This window comes from Sphingomonas mangrovi (assembly GCF_047975845.1).
In the GTDB taxonomy this organism is placed as follows: domain Bacteria; phylum Pseudomonadota; class Alphaproteobacteria; order Sphingomonadales; family Sphingomonadaceae; genus Sphingomonas.
In genome coordinates this window covers 36,998-55,962 of record NZ_JBIUCZ010000003.1, presented here as the reverse complement: position 1 = coordinate 55,962, position 18,965 = coordinate 36,998, and the positions used below count along the sequence as shown (strand labels likewise).

Below are 18,965 nucleotides of genomic sequence, written 5' to 3'. Positions count from 1 at the left end.
ACAAGCTCAATGGCTACTCAGGACGAACGGGTCTCTGCCACATTATCGCGCGTTACAGCAGCAGCCAGTCTTCGCGGCTCCGCCCGACGGCGCCGCCGTTCTGCCGCCGCGCGAGTTCCGTCTCGGCGGTGAAGCGCACGTCCTCGTCGCGGTCGGACAGGAAGCCCTCGAGCGAATCGTCGTCGATCTCGCTCCACTCGCGCCCGCGATCGGGGCCGTAGCGCACCCGTGGCAGCAAACCCGGCTGGTTCGACCATTCGATCAGCTGGGCGATGCTCGCCTCGTTGAGCATGTCGCGCAGGTGGAAGGCGGTGACATAGGCGTCGGGAAAGGCACGATGCGCCGGAAGCCCGCGCGCATGCTCGATGCCGTGCGGCCGCCGCCAGTAGCGCAGCATCTGGTTGGAGAAGCCGGGCGAATCGGGCCACAGCCGCAGCGCGCACTTCCACGTGCAGATCCAGTCGGCACCATGCGTCAGCGGCGCGGTGCAGAACTTCTCCTCGAAGCTCGCGCGATGCGCGGCCAGCGCGACCCGCCGCGGATAGGGATCGAGCACGCGCCGCGCGACGTCGTGCCAATAAGGCGCGTCGGCGACCTGCTCGTCGAGGATGTGGTGCACCGCCTGGGTCACCGGCGGGATCGGGCGCCCGGGATTGACGAGCTGCGATCCGCCCTCGCCCATCAGCTCCCAGCGGCCGTCCTCGCCGAGCGCCACGTCCTGCCAGCCGATCTCGCACACCGCATGCGCCGGCGGCGCGCTGCCGGTGGTTTCGAGGTCGACGACGCGAACGATCTGGGGGGAAGCCATGTCCACGAAATGGGGCAGCGGCGCGCGGATTGCCAGCCCCGCGCGCCGCTTCGTCGGATCAGTGCGCCGCCTGCGGGCCGCGCTGGAGACCGCTGAGCGCGAGCTGCTCGTCGATCTGCGCCATCAGCCGGTCGAGCCCGTCCTGGCTCTTGGCCTCGGCGCGCGCGACCAGCACGTCCTGGGTATTGGACGCGCGCAGCAGCCACCAGCCGTCGGGCGTGTTGACGCGCGCGCCGTCGGTCCGGTTGACGTCGGCGCCCGCTGTCTCCAGCCGCGCCAGAATCTCGTCGACCACGGCGAACTTGCGGCTCTCGTCGACCTGGAAGCGCATTTCCGGCGTGTTGATCATGTTCGGCATCGCACCGCGGATCTCGGTCATCGACTTGCCGATCATGTGCACCGCCCGGATCAGCCGCACCGCCGCATAGGGCGCGTCGTCGAACCCGTAATAGTCGTGCGCGAAGAAGATATGGCCCGACATCTCGCCGGCGAGCGGCGAGTCGGTTTCCTTCATCTTGGTCTTGATGAGGCTGTGACCGGTCTTCCACATCAGCGGCTCGCCGCCCAGCTCGGCGATCCGGTCGTACAGCGCTTGGCTCGCCTTCACGTCGGCGATGATCGTCGCGCCCGGCACTTCCTTCAGCACCGGCTCGGCGAGGATCGACAGCAGCTGGTCGCCCCAGATCACCCGGCCGGTGTCGTCGATCGCGCCGATGCGGTCGCCGTCGCCGTCGAAGGCAAGACCGAAGTCGAGGTTCTTGTCCGCCACCAGCTGCTTGAGCGCCGCGAGGTTCTTCTCCTCGGTGGGGTCGGGATGGTGATTGGGGAAGCGCCCGTCGATGTCGGTGAACAGCAGGTGGTGCTCGCCCGGCAGCAGCTTGGTGAGCTTCTCGATCACCCGGCCCGCCGATCCGTTGCCCGCATCCCAGCCGATCCGGTAGGCGCCACCGGCATAGCCCGCCATCAGCCGCCCGACATAGGTGTCCTCGATGTCATAGTCGCTGACGGTGCCCGCACCCTCGTCCCAGTCGGCCTCGGCCGCCATCTTGCCGAGCTTCTGGATGTCTTCGCCGAAGAACGGCTTGTGCTGCAGCACCATCTTGAAGCCGTTGTAGTCGGCGGGGTTGTGGCTGCCGGTGATCATGATGCCGCCGTCGACCTCCAGCGTCGCCTCGGCATAGTAGAGCATCGGCGTCGGCCCCAGGCCGATCCGCACCACGTCGACGCCGCTCTGGGTGAGCCCCTGGACCAGCGCCCCTTCGAGCTCGACCGAGGAGACGCGGCCGTCGCGGCCCACCGCCACGCGCGTGCCGCCGGCGCGGCGCACCACCGTGCCGAAGCCGCGGCCGATCGCAGCCGCATCCGCCGTGCCCAGGGTTTTGCCGACCACCCCGCGGATGTCGTATTCGCGCAGCGAGGTGGGGTCGAAGACGTGGCTCATGGCGTACTCCTGGAAGATCGGTGGCGTCAGATCGTTCGACGCGCCGGAAAGTTCAATGCAGGTCAGTGCCGCAATCGGCCGAGCAGCACGTCGCGGGCGGCATTCACCCGCCGGGTGAGGTCGGCCGATCCGCCGCGGTCGGGATGGACCGCGCCCACCAGCCGACGATGCGCCGCGCGGATCGTCGCCTCGTCGGCGTCGGGGCCGACGCCCAGCACCTGCCGCGCCTCCGCCTCGCCGGACAGCGCCGGCTTCTTCGGCCGCAGGTAGAGCCAGGCTGCGACCAGCAGCCCAACGACGAAAAGGACCTTCAGCATCAAGCGGCCGCAGAGGCGACGACCGGCTCCGGCAGCGCCAGCCCGGCCATCATCTCGCGCAGTTCCTGGCGCGCCGCGACATGGCTCAGCCCCATCGCGCCGAACTCGCGGCTGTCGAGCATGGTCAGCCCCTTGGGGAACAGCTCGCGATAGATCACGCGCTCGGAAAGCCCGGGAATGACGCGGAAGCCGACCCGCTTCGACAGCTGCTCGATCGCCTCGGACACGCGGCGCATGTTGCGCGCCTCGATGTGCTGCAGCCGGTTGCGCAGCACCACCCAGTCGATCGTCGACCCGTCGGCACGGGCTCGGTGCTTGCGCGTCTCCCAGATCAGCTCGGAATAGAAGCTCGGCCGCGTGACCTTGAACGTCTCCGGGTGCACCTGGCCGATCAGGTCGAAGTCGACGAAGCTGTCGTTCATCGGCGTGACCAGCGTGTCGGCGTTGGTGACGGCCATGCGCGCGAACGGATCGTCGCGACCCGGTGTGTCGATCACCAGATAGTCGGCATTCTCCGACAGGCGCTCGAGCGTCTCGGTGAAGAAGTCCATGCTCTCGCCGTCGTGGGTCGCATGGATCGGCGTCGGAAGGGTGCCGTCCAGCCGCCGTGCGGTTTCCGCCCGGTTGTCGAGATAGCGTCCCAGCGTGCGCTGGCGATGATCGAGATCGAACGCCGCCACCCGCGCGCCCTTGGCGGCGAGCGCGATCGCGACATGGACCGCGGTCGTCGACTTGCCCGTGCCGCCCTTCTCGTTGGCAAACACGATGACGTGCAATCCGTTGGAAGCCGTGCTCAAAGTGGCTGATGTCCCCTGTTGGCGCCCTGGTGCCGACGCCGTGGTGTTGATCCCGCGGCGCCACCCCCATAGAAGGCCGCCCTCGCATTCTTACCGGAGGCATTGGGGCCGTGCAAACCATCCGTCAGCTCGACGCGCTTCGCGACGCGCTGGCCTCGTTCCGCGCCGCAGGCGACAGCGTCGCCCTGGTCCCGACGATGGGCGCGCTCCATGCCGGCCACATGGCGCTGGTCGACGCGGCACGCCGCCGCGCCCAGCGCGTAGTCGTGTCGATCTTCGTCAATCCCAAGCAGTTCGGCCCCAGCGAGGACCTCGCCCGCTATCCCCGGCGGGAGATGCAGGATTCGCGCATGCTCGCCGATGCGGGCGTCGACCTGCTGTGGATGCCGCCGGTCGAAGTCATGTACCCGGAGGGCTTCGCCACCACCGTCTCGGTGTCGGGCGTCAGCGAGGTGCTGGAGGGCGCGCATCGCGCCGGCCACTTCGACGGCGTCGCCACCGTGGTCGCCAAGCTGTTCGGTCAGGTCCGCCCCGATGTCGCGCTGTTCGGCGAAAAGGATTTCCAGCAACTCGCGGTGGTGCAGCGGATGGCGGCCGACCTCGATCTCGGCATCGAGGTGGTCGGCGTCCCCACCCAGCGCGACGACGACGGCCTCGCGCTCTCTTCGCGCAACCTCTACCTCGATCCCGACGAGCGCCAGCGCGCCGTCGCCCTGCCCCGCGCGCTGGGCGTCGCCGCACGCACCCTCGAAAAGGGCGGCCCTGCCGAGGAGGCACTCGCCCAGGCACGCGACATGCTCGCCCAGGCCGGGTTCGACACCGACTATCTCGCGCTGGTCGATGCCGAGACGCTGGGCGATCCGGTTGCCGACCGTCCGATGCGGTTGCTCGCCGCCGCCCGCATCGGCAACACCCGCCTCATCGATAACGTCCCCGTCCAGCCGGCCGCCGCATAGCGGCCCGCGCCCGCAGGCGAGGCCTCCGCGACCTTCCTCCCGTCCGGATGACGACAGCGGGCATGCACCCCTGCGCGGGAACGCGAAGGGGTGCCCGCCCTGCTCAGGCCGCGTGCTTGCCCTCGTCGCGGAACTCGATCGGGCACGCCCCGCCGGCGCAGTCGAGATGCTCGCGGCCGATGTCCTCCGACACCGCCGAGCGCTGGATCGCGCGCGCGATGCCCTCGAACTCCGCCTTGGAGACCGGCTGCTCGGGCAGATACTCGTACGCGGTCAGGTCGTCCGACTGCGGCATCACCGAACACGCGCGCACCCCCGGCTGGTGCGCGCGCAGCATCGCCTCGAACGTCGCGAAGTCGGTCGCAGCCGGCCGGTACTTCAGCGTGTAGCTGATCTGGTTGCCATACGCCGGCAGCGCCTTCGCACCGGCCAGGTGCTCGGCGACGTCGAAGCCTTCGAGCCAGAAGCGCTCGCCCAGCCGCAGCCAGGCGAACTGGTCCTCCATGCTCGCCTCGCCCGCGGTGACGAGGTGCGGCTCGATCCCGTCGAGCCCGGCGATGGTCGGCTCGGTCGGGAAGCCGACGATGGTGTGCCCCTTGTATACCTCCAGCGTGCGCACCGGATAGCCGAGCGCGGCATAGTCGGCGACCAGCGGGTCGTCGTTGCGATACTGCACCCAGCGCAGATAGTGGAGCATCGACGGTAGGTGCCAGCCTTCAGTCAGCCCGAACAGCTTCGACACCGATCCCGACGGCTTGATCGTCGTCATGGTGTGCGGCACCACCACGCCCAGCGTCTCGGCATAGCCGGTCGCCTCGTCGTGCACCGCGCGCGACAAGGCGCCCAGCGTTTCCCAGAACGCCGCGGCGCGGATCGGTGGCAGATAGTCGAGGATGTCGGCGGCCACCCGTTCCGGCGCCGCCGCCCGGGCACGCGCATAGCCGTCGAAGTCGGGCGCGACGAGGTCGCGGAAGCCGATGCGGAAGAACTTCCACGCGAACTCGTGCACGCCGGTCAGCCCCACGCCGATCCGGTTGGTGCGCTTCACCTCCGCCGAATAGAGGCTGTCCATCAGGTTGACGCGCATCAGTGCCCGCACCGCCGCGCGGACCGAGGCGTGCGCCTCCTCCAGCGTATCGCAATGGAACGGCGCCACGTCGGCGATCACGCAAAAGGCGCCGAGCACGCTCAGCACGATCTCGCCGCACGGATTGACGATATAGCCGTTGCTCTTTGACGCGACGATCCGCGCAAGCCGCGCGAGATAGAGCCGCGTGTCGTCCTGCACCTGGTAGCGCTCAGACCCCACGAAGTCGCCGCGGCGGAACGCGGGCGCGTCGATCCCGGCATCGTTCTTGACCAGCAGGTCCTCGTTGATGAACCCCGGCTCGCCCGTCCCGTCGCCATAGGCGCATTCGGCACCGCGCTGGAACACCGCGCGGGCATGGCGGGTACGCTGCGCGTTGTATTCGGGATGCTCGGGCTCCAGCGCGACGCGGCGCCAGAAATCGGCGTCGACCGTCACGCTGTTATTGCTCGACCACAGGAACGCCATCGGCGGAAAGGCGCTCTGCTCGCGCAGCGCCACGACCTCGCCGATCGACAATCCGGCATACTCGATCGGGCGCTTGACCTCGATGAACTCGACCGCGTCGAGGTCCGACCAATGCTTGGTCGACATGCGTGCGGCGCGACGCGCGCCCCCGACCAGCACCGGCTCGGCGAGATAATGGTCGATGTAGAGCGTCTGCCGCCACGGAGCGAGGCCGGCGCCCTTGATCTTCGCGATCTTCTCAAACGCGTTCATCAGCGGCACCGGGCCCGATGACGGCCGCCCCTGCATCCCCATGATCGGCTCGCCGCGCCCGCGCACCTTGGTGAAGTCGATCACCAGCAGATGGTCGCGGAACACCTTCTGATAGGTCATGATCTCCAGCAGCTCGACCGCCTCGGCCCAGCCCTCGCGGCTATCCGGAACGCTAAACCAGGTGACGTTCGATCCCTTGCCGTACAGATGGCGCGCGTCGCGCACAGAACTGTGCTGCGAATGGTCGAAGTCGGGGTGCGCGTCGTCGAGCACGACGCGGACCGTGGGCATATTGTCCCAGTTGGTCAGCATCAGGTCGTCGTCGTAGCAGCGGCCGACGCCCGATCCGTTGAGCAGCAGGTAGAACAGCGCGAACGAGGTGGCCGCCGTGCTGCAGTTGGTGAACACCTCCTGCGGGCGGGTGATCTGCGCGGCGTCGCCCTGCTGCAGGTGGCGCCCCGACATCAGCACCGCGCCCTTGGCGATCAGGTCGCGAAGCCCGGTCGCCTCCGCCTCGCGCCGCGCGGCGTCCGGCTCGTGGGCGACGCCGTCGGCGCCGGGCAGTTCGAGCAGCGAGGCGTTGCCCTCCGCAACGCGCGCGGCGAGTTCGCCCCAGCTTTCCCAGCGCGTCGGCGGCACGCTGCCGCGCATCGCCGCCTTGTCGTCGAGCCGCACCGAAAAGCCGCCGCTGTTGTTGAGCGCGACCAGCCAGGGCTTGAGGTTCGGGTCGGCGGGATGGAGCGCGATCTCGCGATCCAGCAGCCCCGCCGCCTCGTCGGTCAGCACGCGGCGCAGATAGGTTCGCTCGGCAACTGCCACGCCCATTCCCGGATGCAGCGGGCGGAAGTCGGGGGCAGGTGCAAGCGTCATGTCGCGTCTCCTTGTGGCGCTCGAGACCTACGCCTCTCCGCCGCCACCAACAACTAGATATAGTGGCCGAGCCGGCCCCATCCACCGTATGTTGCGCGGATTATTGCGAACTTTTCTCAAAATGCGGATTGAGCCTACGCGTCGGCAAGACTCACGCGTCCCCCCGCGTGCCGCTCCAGCCGCCCGGCAAGCTCGAACTCGAGCAGCACCGTCTGCACCACCGCGGCGGGCAGTCCGGACTGACGCACCAGCTCGTCGACCGGCACCGGCACGGGGCTCAGCAGTTGCCCCAGCCGGCGGCGTTCGGCCTCGCCGGCGTCGGTGGCGACCGGACCTGCGTCGTACCGCACCCCCGGCGAGCGCACGCTGCGCGAATCGATCGGGCGCAACATCTCGGCGACGTCGGCGGCGGACTGGACCAGCGTCGCGCCTTCGCGGATCAGCAGGTTGCACCCCTGTGCCCGCGGGTCGAGCGGGCTGCCCGGCACCGCCATCACCTCGCGGCCCGCCTCCGCCGCCAGCCGCGCGGTGATCAGCGATCCGGACTTGGGCGCCGCCTCGACCACGACCGTCCCCTGCGACAGCCCGGCGATGATCCGGTTGCGATAGGGGAAGTGACGCGCCCGCGGCTCGGTGCCCGGCGGCTGTTCGGCGATCAGCAGCCCGCGAGTCGCGAGCGCTTCCTGCAGTTCGGCATTCTCGGGCGGAAAGGCGATGTCGATGCCGCTTGCGATCACCCCCACCGTTCCGCCCGCCAGCGCGCCGGTATGCGCGGCGGTGTCGATGCCGCGCGCCAGCCCCGACACGACCGTGATCCCCTCGCCCGACAGCGCCTCGGCGAGCTGGCGCGCGAAGCGGCAAGCGGCGGCAGAGGCGTTGCGCGCGCCGACCATCGCCACGCACGGCCGCGTCATCAGCGCGCCCTCGCCGCGCAGGATCAGCGCGGGCGGCGCATTCTCGATCTCGGCGAGCAGCGGCGGATAGTCGGGGTCGTCGAGGAACCGGTAGCGGGCGCCGAGCCGCTCGGTCCGGGCGATCTCGCGCCGCACGGAGTCTTCGGATGCGACGACCGGCGCACGGCCACCGCCGCGCGCGGCGAACTGCGGCAGCGCATCGAGCGCGGCCGCGGCGCTGCCGAAGCGGGAAACAAGCTGGCGATAGGTGATCGGCCCGACGTTCGCGGAACGGATCAGCCGGAGTCGATCGATCCGCGGGTCGGCGTCAGCCACCCTTCCGCCCGCCGATGCGGGGCTCGGTGCCCTCGAGCAGCCGCCCCAGATTCTCGCGATGCTTCCACATCGCGACCGCGGCCAGGCCGAGCAGCAGCAGCACCAGGTCGAACCGCCCGAACCAGGCGGCGCTGACCGGCGCGGAAATGCACGCCGTCATCCCCGCCACTGACGAGATGCGCACCGTCGCGAGCAGCGCCAGCCACACCGCGGCGAACACCAGCGCGCTCGGCCAGTGCAGCGCCAGCACCACGCCCATCATCGTCGCCACGCCCTTGCCGCCGCGGAAGCGCAGCCACACCGGATAGCAATGGCCCAGGAATGCCGCCGCCGCCGCGATCGGCCCGTGGCCGGGGAACAGCCATTCGGCGAGCACCACCGCCACCCAGCCCTTGGCGCAGTCGAGCAGCAACGTCGCCGCCGCCAGCCCCTTGCGCCCGGTGCGCAGCACGTTGGTCGCGCCGATGTTGCCGGAGCCGATGCTGCGCAGGTCGCCCGCACCGAATCCGCGTGCGAGCAGCAGCCCGAACGGAATCGAGCCCAGCAGATAGCCGAGCAGCAACGCGCCCACCGCCGGCGCCCAGGTGAAATCGCTTGGCAAAATTGGTTTCGAACCCCCAGTTGCCCGGAAGCTAGGCGTTTCGGTATCGAGGCGCAACAACCTCGATCAAAGCGGGAACACCCGCGCAAGGACCGCCTCCCGATGCCCGACCCGCGCCCGATCCTGTTCTTCGACTCCGGCGTCGGCGGGCTGTCGGTGCTCGAACCCACCCGCCGCCTGCTTCCCCACGCGCCGATCGTCTACGCCGCCGATTCGGCCGGCTATCCGTACGGCACCCGCAGCGAGCGGGAGATCGCCGCACGCGTGCCGGCGCTGCTCGGCCGGCTCGCGGAGCGCTACCACCCGCGGCTGATCGTGATCGCGTGCAACACCGCCTCCACCATCGCGCTGCCGGCGGTGCGCGCCGCGCTCGACCTGCCGGTGGTGGGCACCGTCCCCGCGATCAAGCCGGCCGCCGAGGCGAGCCGCAGCCGCGTCATCGGCGTGCTCGGCACCGAGGCGACGGTCCGCCAGCCCTATGTCGACGACTTGGCCGAACGCTTCGCCGCCGACTGCCGGGTGCTGCGCCACGGCTCCGCCGCGCTCGTCGCCCTCGCCGAGGCGCGGCTGCGCGGGGAAGAGGCCGACGACGCCGCCTATCGCGCGGTGCTCGCCGGGCTGCTCGACCAACCCGACGGCGATCGCATCGACGTGATCGTCAACGCCTGCACCCATTTCCCGCTGGTCGCGGATCGCCTCGCGGCCGCCGCCGGACGGCCGGTCGCCTTCGTCGACGGCGGCCAGGGAATCGCGCGGCGCACCGCGCATCTGCTCGCCGGCGCCGAGTGGCCCGATTCGCCGCCGGCAGGCGAAGCGGTGTTCACCGGGGCGGATGCCGACGTCGAGTCGCTGCGCCCGGCACTGGCGCGCTTCGGACTGACTCAAATCAAAACCTTGTAGTTCTTGCCGGTTCCACAGGGCACCTCCGGGGCTTTCCTAGTGGAAAAACAAGGGTTCGGCCGCTATGTCGCCTCCCCATGTCCAGTGACGAAACCGTTCGCGCAGTCGATTACGGCCGCGTCTTCAACCAGGCGATCGACCGGCTCCATGCCGAGGGCCGCTATCGGGTGTTCATCGACATCCTGCGCAACAAGGGGATGTTCCCCAATGCGCGGTGCTTCGCGGGCCACAACGGTCCCAAGCCGATCACCGTCTGGTGCTCGAACGACTATCTGGCGATGGGGCAGCACCCCGCCGTCATCGCCGCGATGGAAGAGGCGCTGCACGACGTCGGCGCCGGATCCGGCGGCACCCGCAACATCGGCGGCAACACCCATTATCACATCGACCTCGAGCACGAGCTCGCCGACCTCCACGGCAAGGAAGGCGCGCTGCTGTTCACCAGCGGCTATGTCTCCAACGAAGCGACGCTGGCGACGCTCGCCAAGGTGCTGCCGGGCTGCATCATCTTCTCGGACGAGCTCAACCACGCCTCGATGATCGCGGGCATCCGCAACTCGGGCTGCGAGAAGCGCGTCTTCCGCCACAACGACCTCGCCCATCTCGAACAGCTGCTCGCCGAGGCCGATCCGCAGGCGCCCAAGCTGATCGCGTTCGAAAGCGTCTATTCGATGGACGCCGACATCGCGCCGATCGCCGAGATCTGCGATCTCGCCGACAAGTACAACGCGCTGACCTATCTCGACGAGGTCCATGCCGTCGGCATGTACGGCGCGCGCGGCGGCGGCATTTCGGAGCGCGACGGCGTCGCCGATCGCCTCAACATCATCGAGGGCACGCTCGGCAAGGCTTTCGGGGTGATGGGCGGCTATATCGCGGCCGACCGCACGATCATCGACGTGATCCGCAGCTATGCGCCCGGCTTCATCTTCACCACCTCGCTGTCGCCGGTGCTCGTCGCCGGCGCGCTCGCGAGCGTGCGCCACCTCAAGGCCTCCTCGGTCGAGCGCGAGGGCCAGCAGGCCGCCGCCGCCACGCTCAAGGCGATGTTCCGCGACGCCGGGCTGCCGGTGATGGACTCGACCACCCACATCGTGCCGCTGATGGTCGGCGATCCGGTGAAGGCGAAGCGGGTCAGCGATATCCTGCTCGCCGAATACGGCGTGTACGTTCAGCCGATCAACTTCCCGACCGTGCCGCGCGGGACCGAGCGCCTGCGCTTCACCCCCGGCCCCGCGCACGACGAAGCGATGATGCGCGAGCTCACCGACGCGCTGGTCGAGATCTGGGGCCGCCTCGAAATGCGCCGCGCCGCCTGAGGTCCGAGCGCGCCTGCGCAAGCACCGCGCGTTCGAACACGACCGGCGCCCCTCCCCCGCACAAAAGCGCGGTTGCCGTTTGCGGCGGCGGCGGGGGTCATGTATCGGAACCCCAAATCACCCCGGGGCCGCGTCGCCCCACCGCATCCAGAGCTGACGGAATCCGCGCATGGCCGAATTCACCCTGCCCAAGAACAGCAAGATCACGGGCAAGACCCGCGAGCACAAGGCCGCCGAGGGCGCCGCGCGCGTCAAGAAGTTCAAGGTCTATCGCTACGATCCCGACACCGGCGAGAACCCGCGCTACGACAAGTTCGAGATCGACCTCGACGACTGCGGCCCGATGGTGCTCGACGCGCTGATCAAGATGAAGTCCGAGCAGGACCCGTCGCTCACCTTCCGCCGCTCGTGCCGCGAGGGCATCTGCGGATCGTGCGCGATGAACATCGACGGCCGCAACGGCCTCGCCTGCACTACCGCGATCGAGGATGTGAAGGGCGAGGTGCGGATCACGCCGCTGCCGCACATGGACGTCATCAAGGACCTCGTTCCCGACTTCACCCACTTCTACGCGCAGTACAGCTCGATCAAGCCGTGGCTGCAGACGGTCAGCCCCGCGCCCTCGGGCAAGGAGCGGCTGCAGTCGCCGGAGGACCGCGCCAAGCTCGACGGCCTCTACGAATGCATCCTGTGCGCCTGCTGCTCGACGTCGTGCCCCAGCTACTGGTGGAACAGCGACAAGTTCCTCGGCCCGGCGATCCTGCTCCAGGCCTATCGCTGGCTCGCCGACAGCCGCGACGAGATGACCGGCGAGCGCCTCGACGAGCTCGAGGATCCGTTCCGCCTCTATCGCTGCCACACGATCATGAACTGCGCGAACGTCTGCCCCAAGGGGCTGAACCCGGCCAAGGCGATCGCCGAGATCAAGAAGCTGGAAGTCGAGCGCATGCTCTGATCCTCGGGGCCGCCCGTTCGCGGCGGCCCTTCCCTCCCCGTGTCGGCGCAGTCGCGACACGCGCCGCTCCTGCGGCATCCGAAGCACTGGTCCCGACTGCGCACGAACCGGCCGGTGCGGGAGAGTGATGCGTGACCCAGGTGCTCGCCCGATATGATTCGCTCGTCGCGTGCGGCGAGTTGCGTGCCGATCCCGATCAGCGCGCCGCCGCGGCGCGGCTCGACCGCCTCGCCGCCGAACTCGAGTCGCCGCCCTCGCGCGGGCTGCTGGCGCGGCTGACCGGCCGGCACACCCCTTCCCCGCGTGGCGTCTATCTGTGGGGCGGCGTCGGGCGCGGCAAGTCGATGCTGATGGACCTGCTGTTCCACTGCGTCGACATTCGCGAGAAGCGCCGCGTCCACTTCCACGAGTTCATGCTGGAGGTGCACGATCGCCTCAACGTCGAGCGCAAGCGCGAGGCGGGCAATCCGGTGCTGCCGGTCGCCGCGGCGATGGCCGAGGGGCTGCGGCTGCTCGCCTTCGACGAGATGGTGATCAACAACACCGCCGACGCGATGGTGCTCTCCCGCCTGTTCAGCGAGATGATGACCCACGGGCTGACCGTGGTCGCGACCTCCAACCGCCCGCCCGACGATCTCTACAAGAACGGGCTTCAGCGACAGAGCTTCCTGCCGTTCATCGCGCTGCTGAAGGCGCGGCTCGACGTGATGCCGCTCAACGGCCCCGTCGACTATCGCCGCGACCGGCTGGGGAACATGGACACCTGGCTGGTGCCCAACGGTGCCGAGGCGACCGCCAAGCTCTCCGCCGCCTTCTTCCGCCTCACCGACTATCCGGTCGAGGACCGCGAGCACGTGCCGAGCGAGGAACTGGCGGTGCACGGCGGCCGCACGCTCCACGTGCCCAAGGCACTCAAGGGCGTCGCGGTGTTCAGCTTCAAGCGGCTGTGCGGCGAGGCACGCGGCGCCTCCGACTATCTCGCCGTAGCGCGCCATTTCCACACCGTGATCCTCGTCGGCATCCCGCGGCTGGGGCCGGAGAACCGCAACGAGGCGGCACGCTTCGTCACGCTGGTCGACGCGCTCTACGAGCACAAGGTCAAGTTGCTCGCCGCCGCCGACGCGGTCCCGGAACACCTCTACGAACAGGGCGACGGCGCCTTCGAGTTCGAGCGCACCGTGTCGCGCCTCAACGAGATGCGCTCGGAAGCCTATCTCGCCGCCGGCCACGGCGAGGGCGAAACCGACTGACGCCCCCCTCGTCACCCTGACGAAAGTGAGGATCCATTGCCGCAACGGTCGTGGAGTCCACCAAGGCAGCGCGTCTGAATGCTGACTTTCGTCAGCATGACGAACTGGGCAGAGGGCCCGTAGCTCACCCCTCCACGGAGGCAACCGATCCTACCCCCGCGCGTTGTTAACCCGCCAGCGAGCTTCGGATTTCCGGGGGCGACTTCCCTTATTGCACATGGTTCGCAGTTGCAAAGATAGCCGGCTTTGCGGGTTGTTCGGACTCGCCAAACCGGGTAATGCCCCGCGCGACTGCGGTTCCGTTCGAACCGCTGCATCTCAACGGGAGGATACATGGCCCGCAAGAAGATCGCGCTCATCGGCGCCGGCAACATCGGCGGCACGCTCGCCCACCTCGCCGCCCTCAAGAACCTCGGTGACATCGTCCTGTTCGACGTGGTCGAAGGCGTCCCCCAGGGTAAGGCGCTCGACCTCAGCCAGTGCGGCCCGGTCGAGGGCTTCGACGCCAAGATCACCGGCTCGAACGACTATGCCGACATCGCGGGCGCGGACGTCATCATCGTCACCGCCGGCGTCGCCCGCAAGCCGGGCATGAGCCGCGACGACCTGCTCGGCATCAACCTCAAGGTCATGAAGGCCGTCGGTGAGGGCATCAAGGCCAACGCTCCCGACGCGTTCGTGATCTGCATCACCAACCCGCTCGACGCGATGGTGTGGGCGCTGCGCGAATTCTCGGGCCTGCCGCACAACAAGGTCGTCGGCATGGCCGGCGTGCTCGACTCGGCACGCTTCAGCCACTTCCTCGCCGACGAGTTCGACGTCTCGGTCAAGGACGTGAACAGCTTCGTGCTCGGCGGCCACGGCGACACGATGGTTCCCGTCCTCGAATATTCGACCGTGTCGGGCATCCCCGTCACCGACCTCATCGAGATGGGCTTCTCCACCAAAGAGCGCATCGACGCGATCGTCCAGCGCACCCGCTCCGGCGGCGGCGAGATCGTCGGTCTGCTGAAGACCGGCTCGGCCTTCTACGCGCCCGCCACCTCGGCGATCGCGATGGCGGAGAGCTATCTGTTCGACAAGAAGCGCGTCCTGCCGGCCGCCGCCCATCTGACGGGCCAGTACGGCGTGGACAACCTCTACGTCGGCGTGCCGATCGTCATCGGCAAGGACGGCGTCGAGAAGGTGATCGAGATCACGCTGTCCGAGGAAGCGAAGGCGAACCTCACCGTCTCGGTCGACGCGGTCAAGGAACTGCTGGTCGCGTGCAAGGGCATCGACGCCAGCTTGAGCTGAGTACAGCGTACCCCCGCGCAGGCGGGGGTCCAGAGCCACAGGCGCTACCGCTTGTGGCTCTAGGCTCCCGCCTGCGCGGGAGCACGTGGAGATCGAAAATGAAGGTCGGCTACGTCTATATCGTAGCAAGCCGACGGAACGGAACGATCTACGTCGGATGCACGAGCAACCTGGTCCAGCGGACCTGGCAGCATCGCACCGCGGCGATCGATGGTTTTACAAGCGAGCACGGTTGCACGCTTCTGGTTTGGTATGAACCGCACGACGACCTGCAAGAGGCTCGCTTGCGCGAACGGCAGATCAAGAAGTGGAATCGGGCTTGGAAGCTGAAGCTGATTGAAGACCACAACCCGCAATGGGAAGACCTTTTCGACCAGCTGATCTGACACCGACGCCGATGGCGCGCCAAGGAGCGACCGACGAATGAGCATCCTCGTCAACAAGAACACCAAGGTCATCACCCAGGGGATGACCGGCGAAACCGGCAGCTTCCACACCAAGGCGGCGCTGGAATACGGCACGCAGATGGTCGGCGGCGTGACGCCGGGCAAGGGCGGCACCGAGCATCTCGGCCTGCCGGTCTACAACACCGTCGCCGAAGCCAAGTCGAAGACCGGCGCCGACGCGTCGGTGATCTACGTGCCGCCGCCATTCGCCGCCGATTCGATCCTGGAAGCGATCGACGCGGAAATCCCGCTGATCGTCGCCATCACCGAGGGTATTCCGGTGCTCGACATGGTCCGCGTCAAGCGCGCGCTGTCGGGTTCGAAGTCGCGCCTGATCGGCCCGAACTGCCCGGGCGTGCTGACGCCGGGCGAGTGCAAGATCGGCATCATGCCGGGCTCGATCTTCAAGAAGGGGTCGGTCGGCGTCGTCTCGCGCTCGGGCACCCTCACCTATGAGGCGGTGTTCCAGACCTCGAACGCCGGCCTCGGCCAGACCACTGCGGTCGGCATCGGCGGCGATCCGGTCAACGGCACCAACTTCATCGACGTGCTCGAGCTGTTCCTGGCCGACGACGCGACCGAGTCGATCATCATGATCGGCGAGATCGGCGGCTCGGCCGAGGAAGAAGCCGCGCAGTTCCTCAAGGACGAGGCGAAGCGCGGGCGCAAGAAGCCGATGGCAGGCTTCATCGCCGGCCGCACGGCACCTCCGGGCCGCCGCATGGGCCATGCCGGCGCGATCGTCTCGGGCGGCCAGGGCGGCGCCGAGGACAAGATCGCGGCGATGGAAGCGGCCGGCATCAAGGTCGCTGCTTCCCCCAGCGAGCTCGGCTCGACGCTGCTGGAAGTGCTGAAGGGTTAAAGACAGCGCCGCGCGTTCCCATCTCGCGCGTGTCGCACGGACACGCCGGGGCGCGCGGCACGTCCCTCGACTAGGTCGGGACGAACGGACGGACAGGACGCATCATGGGCTACGAAGGCCAGGACTTCTCCGATATCGCAGCCGGCGTCAGCCCGGCGTTCGTGGAGACGCTCTACACCCGCTACAAAGCGGATCCCGCCAGCGTCGACGCTGGCTGGCGCCAGTGGTTCGACGGGCTGGAAGGCGCGGTCTCCGGCCCCAGCTGGCAGAGCAAGCGCTGGCCGCTGACCGACACCGATGCGCTGACCGCCGCGCTCGACCCGACCCAGATGGAGCCGGCGCCCAAGCCCGCGAAGGGCGGCGGCAAGCCCGCACCGGCGCCGGCCGCAGCCCCCGCGCAGGCCTCCACCGCCGACATCGCTAAGGCGGCCGGCGACGCCATCCGCGCCCAGCTGCTGATCCGCACCTATCGCGTGCGCGGGCATCTCGCGGCGAACCTCGATCCGCTCGGCCTCTCGCCGCACCGCGAGCTGCCCGAGGATCTCAAGACCGAATACCACGGCTTCCCGGACAGCGAGATCGACCGTCCCGTCTATCTGGGCGGCGCGCTGGGCCTGGAGACCGCGACGATCCGCGAGCTGGTGACGATCCTGCGCGCCAACTACTGCGGCAACGTCGGCCTCGAATATATGCACATCGCCGACGTGGAGGAGCGCCGCTTCCTTCAGGACCGCATGGAGGGCAAGGACAAGGCCATCCAGTTCACGGTCGACGGCAAGAAGGCGATTCTCTCCAAGGTCATCGAGGCCGAGCAGTGGGAGAAGTTCCTGGGCCGCAAGTATGTCGGCACCAAGCGCTTCGGCCTCGACGGCGGTGAATCGATGATCCCGGCGCTCGAGTCGGTCATCAAGTACGGCGGCCAGATGGGCGTGCGTGAGATCGTCTACGGCATGGCCCACCGCGGCCGTCTGAACGTGCTCGCCAACGTGATGGCGAAGCCGTTCCGCGTGATCTTCCACGAATTCTCGGGCGGCTCGGCCAACCCGGAGGACGTCGGCGGCTCGGGCGACGTGAAGTACCATCTGGGTACCTCGACCGACCGCAGCTTCGACGGCGCCACCGTCCACATGTCGCTGGTCGCCAACCCCTCGCACCTCGAGGCGGTGAACCCGGTCGTGCTCGGCAAGTCGCGCGCGATCCAGACGGTCCGCAACGACCTGTCGGATCATGAGCAGGTGCTGCCCGTCCTCATCCACGGCGATGCGGCCTTTGCCGGCCAGGGAATCGTCTGGGAGTGCCTCGGCTTCTCCGGCATCCGCGGCTACAACACCGGCGGCTGCGTCCACTTCGTCATCAACAACCAGGTCGGCTTTACGACGAGCCCGCAGTTCGCGCGCTCCTCGCCCTATCCGTCGGACGTCGCCAAGGGCGTCCAGGCACCGATCCTGCACGTCAACGGCGACGATCCCGAGGCGGTGACCTTCGCCTGCAAGGTGGCGATCGAGTTCCGCCAGACGTTCAAGCGCGACGTCGTCATCGACATGTGGTGCTACCGCCGCTTCGGCCACAACGAGGGCGACGAGCCCTCGTTCACCCAGCCGCTGATGTACGCCAAGATCAAGACCCACCCGCCGGTCTCGGAGATCTACGCCAAGCGGCTCCAGGCAGAGGGCGTGGTCGACCAGGCGTTCGTCGACGGCAAGACGCACGAGTTCACGACGCTGCTGGAAGGCGAGTTCGAAAGCGCCAAGAGCTACCAGCCCAACCGCGCCGACTGGTTCGCGGGGCGCTGGTCCGGCCTGCACATGCCGGCCGATCCGGAGACGGCGCGCCGCACCGCCGAGACGGGCATCGAGACCAAGCTGTTCGACTCGCTCGGCCGCACGCTGACCGAGGTTCCGGACGACCTGGAAATCCACAAGACGCTCGGCCGCGTGCTCGATGCCAAGCGGCAGATGTTCAAGGCGGGCGAGGGCTTCGACTGGGCGACGGCCGAGGCGCTGGCGTTCGGCTCGCTGCTGTCGGAAGGCTTCGGCGTCCGCCTGTCGGGCCAGGATTCGGGCCGCGGCACCTTCTCGCAGCGCCATGCCGTCTGGGTCGACCAGAAGGACGAGCACAAGTACGTGCCGCTCCAGCAGATCCAGCACGGCCGCTTCGAGGTGCTCGACTCGCCGCTCAGCGAATATGGCGTGCTCGGGTTCGAATACGGCTATGCGCTGACCGATCCCAAGACGCTGGTGCTGTGGGAGGCGCAGTTCGGCGACTTCGTCAACGGCGCGCAGATCATGATCGACCAGTTCATCGCGTCGGGCGAGGCCAAGTGGTTGCGCGCCAACGGCCTGGTGATGCTGCTGCCGCACGGCTACGAAGGCCAGGGTCCGGAGCACAGCTCCGCACGCCCCGAGCGCTTCCTGCAGCTGTGCGCGCAGGACAATATGCAGGTCGCCAACGTCACGTCGCCGGCGAACTATTTCCACCTGCTGCGTCGCCAGATGCACCGCAACTTCCGCAAGCCGCTGGTGGTGATGACTCCCAAGTCGCTGCTCCGCCACAAGATGGCGGTGTCCAAGGCGGAGGACTTCCTCGACGCCGGCCATTTCCGCCGCCTGCTCTCCGATCCGTCGGCACCGGCCGATACGGACGTGAAGCGGCTGGTGCTGTGCACCGGCAAGGTCGCGTTCGATCTGATCGAGGCGCGCGACGCCGCCGGCGATCGCAACACCGCGATCGTCCGCGTCGAGCAGCTCTATCCCTTCCCGGGCGAGCCGCTGGTCGAGCGCCTCAAGCGCATGCCGAACCTCGAGGAGGTCGTCTGGGCGCAGGAAGAGCCGAAGAACAACGGCTACTGGTTCTTCGTCGAGCCGCTGATCGAGGAAGCGCTGGAAAAGGCCGGCACCCGCGTGTCGCGCGCCCGCTATGCCGGCCGTGCCGCCGCCGCCTCTCCCGCGACCGGCCTGATGAAGCGCCACACCGCGGAACAGGGCGCGCTGGTGGCCGAGGCGCTCGGCCACAGCGTGCGCGAGGAAATCCGCCGCACGCGCAAGTCCGACGACGATCGTGTCACCGGTAAGGCTGGCGCCTGACCGTTTCTGAAGCTCCGAGTCCCCCCGG

At 68.5% G+C, this 18,965-nt stretch carries 16 protein-coding genes; 9 read left to right on the top strand and 7 right to left on the bottom strand.

Annotated features, from left to right (window positions below):
• Positions 1-52: 52 nt before the first annotated feature.
• From ACBY01_RS02850 to ACBY01_RS02835, 4 genes are all read right to left on the bottom strand, one after another.
• On the bottom strand, positions 53-808 hold the full coding sequence (locus ACBY01_RS02850; RefSeq protein ID WP_416459258.1) for a 3'-5' exonuclease: 756 nt from the start codon (positions 806-808) through the stop codon (positions 53-55).
• 58 nt (positions 809-866) lie between these two features.
• On the bottom strand, positions 867-2,249 hold the full coding sequence (gene pgmG / locus ACBY01_RS02845) for a phosphoglucomutase/phosphomannomutase PgmG (RefSeq protein ID WP_416459257.1): 1,383 nt from the start codon (positions 2,247-2,249) through the stop codon (positions 867-869).
• Between the two features lie 62 nt (positions 2,250-2,311).
• The gene (locus ACBY01_RS02840; protein ID WP_416459256.1) at positions 2,312-2,566 is read right to left on the bottom strand and encodes a J domain-containing protein; all 255 of its coding nucleotides are present in this window, start codon (positions 2,564-2,566) and stop codon (positions 2,312-2,314) included.
• Complete coding sequence (locus ACBY01_RS02835; RefSeq protein WP_416459255.1) at positions 2,566-3,363, bottom strand: division plane positioning ATPase MipZ; 798 nt, start codon at positions 3,361-3,363, stop codon at positions 2,566-2,568. Before ACBY01_RS02835 ends, ACBY01_RS02840 begins: the two co-directional genes overlap by 1 nt.
• 110 nt (positions 3,364-3,473) lie before the next feature.
• Here ACBY01_RS02835 and panC point away from each other — a divergent pair, with 110 nt between their 5' ends.
• Positions 3,474-4,319, top strand: a complete 846-nt coding sequence (gene panC / locus ACBY01_RS02830; RefSeq protein WP_416459254.1) for a pantoate--beta-alanine ligase — start codon at positions 3,474-3,476, stop codon at positions 4,317-4,319.
• Between the two features lie 103 nt (positions 4,320-4,422).
• On the opposite strand, the gene ACBY01_RS02825 is transcribed toward panC, so the two are convergent.
• The 3 genes from ACBY01_RS02825 to plsY form a co-directional block, all read right to left on the bottom strand.
• Complete coding sequence (locus ACBY01_RS02825; RefSeq protein WP_416459253.1) at positions 4,423-6,996, bottom strand: hypothetical protein; 2,574 nt, start codon at positions 6,994-6,996, stop codon at positions 4,423-4,425.
• 134 nt (positions 6,997-7,130) lie between these two features.
• Entirely contained in the window at positions 7,131-8,225 is a 1,095-nt protein-coding gene (gene dprA, locus ACBY01_RS02820; RefSeq protein WP_416459252.1) for a DNA-processing protein DprA, read from the bottom strand.
• Complete coding sequence (gene plsY / locus ACBY01_RS02815) at positions 8,218-8,826, bottom strand: glycerol-3-phosphate 1-O-acyltransferase PlsY (RefSeq protein WP_416459250.1); 609 nt, start codon at positions 8,824-8,826, stop codon at positions 8,218-8,220. The genes dprA and plsY overlap by 8 nt, the downstream gene beginning before the upstream one ends.
• A gap of 102 nt (positions 8,827-8,928) precedes the next feature.
• Here plsY and murI point away from each other — a divergent pair, with 102 nt between their 5' ends.
• The 8 genes from murI to ACBY01_RS02775 all read left to right on the top strand — a co-directional run bounded on the left by murI (position 8,929) and on the right by ACBY01_RS02775 (position 18,937).
• The gene (gene murI, locus ACBY01_RS02810) at positions 8,929-9,726 is read left to right on the top strand and encodes a glutamate racemase (protein ID WP_416459248.1); all 798 of its coding nucleotides are present in this window, start codon (positions 8,929-8,931) and stop codon (positions 9,724-9,726) included.
• 77 nt (positions 9,727-9,803) lie between these two features.
• Complete coding sequence (gene hemA, locus ACBY01_RS02805; RefSeq protein WP_416459247.1) at positions 9,804-11,045, top strand: 5-aminolevulinate synthase; 1,242 nt, start codon at positions 9,804-9,806, stop codon at positions 11,043-11,045.
• A gap of 169 nt (positions 11,046-11,214) precedes the next feature.
• A complete protein-coding gene (locus ACBY01_RS02800; RefSeq protein ID WP_416459246.1) occupies positions 11,215-12,000 on the top strand; it encodes a succinate dehydrogenase iron-sulfur subunit in 786 nt (261 codons plus the stop codon).
• 131 nt (positions 12,001-12,131) lie between these two features.
• Positions 12,132-13,250: a cell division protein ZapE gene (gene zapE, locus ACBY01_RS02795; protein WP_416459245.1), complete on the top strand. Its 1,119-nt coding sequence runs from the start codon at positions 12,132-12,134 to the stop codon at positions 13,248-13,250.
• Between the two features lie 333 nt (positions 13,251-13,583).
• Positions 13,584-14,546 (top strand): malate dehydrogenase, encoded by a 963-nt coding sequence (gene mdh / locus ACBY01_RS02790; RefSeq protein ID WP_416459244.1) that lies wholly within the window; start codon positions 13,584-13,586, stop codon positions 14,544-14,546.
• Between the two features lie 98 nt (positions 14,547-14,644).
• A complete protein-coding gene (locus tag ACBY01_RS02785) occupies positions 14,645-14,932 on the top strand; it encodes a GIY-YIG nuclease family protein (protein ID WP_416459243.1) in 288 nt (95 codons plus the stop codon).
• Positions 14,933-14,969: 37 nt separating this feature from the next.
• Positions 14,970-15,854: a succinate--CoA ligase subunit alpha gene (sucD, locus tag ACBY01_RS02780; protein WP_416459242.1), complete on the top strand. Its 885-nt coding sequence runs from the start codon at positions 14,970-14,972 to the stop codon at positions 15,852-15,854.
• A gap of 104 nt (positions 15,855-15,958) precedes the next feature.
• The gene (locus tag ACBY01_RS02775; protein ID WP_416459240.1) at positions 15,959-18,937 is read left to right on the top strand and encodes a 2-oxoglutarate dehydrogenase E1 component; all 2,979 of its coding nucleotides are present in this window, start codon (positions 15,959-15,961) and stop codon (positions 18,935-18,937) included.
• Positions 18,938-18,965 lie beyond the last annotated feature (28 nt).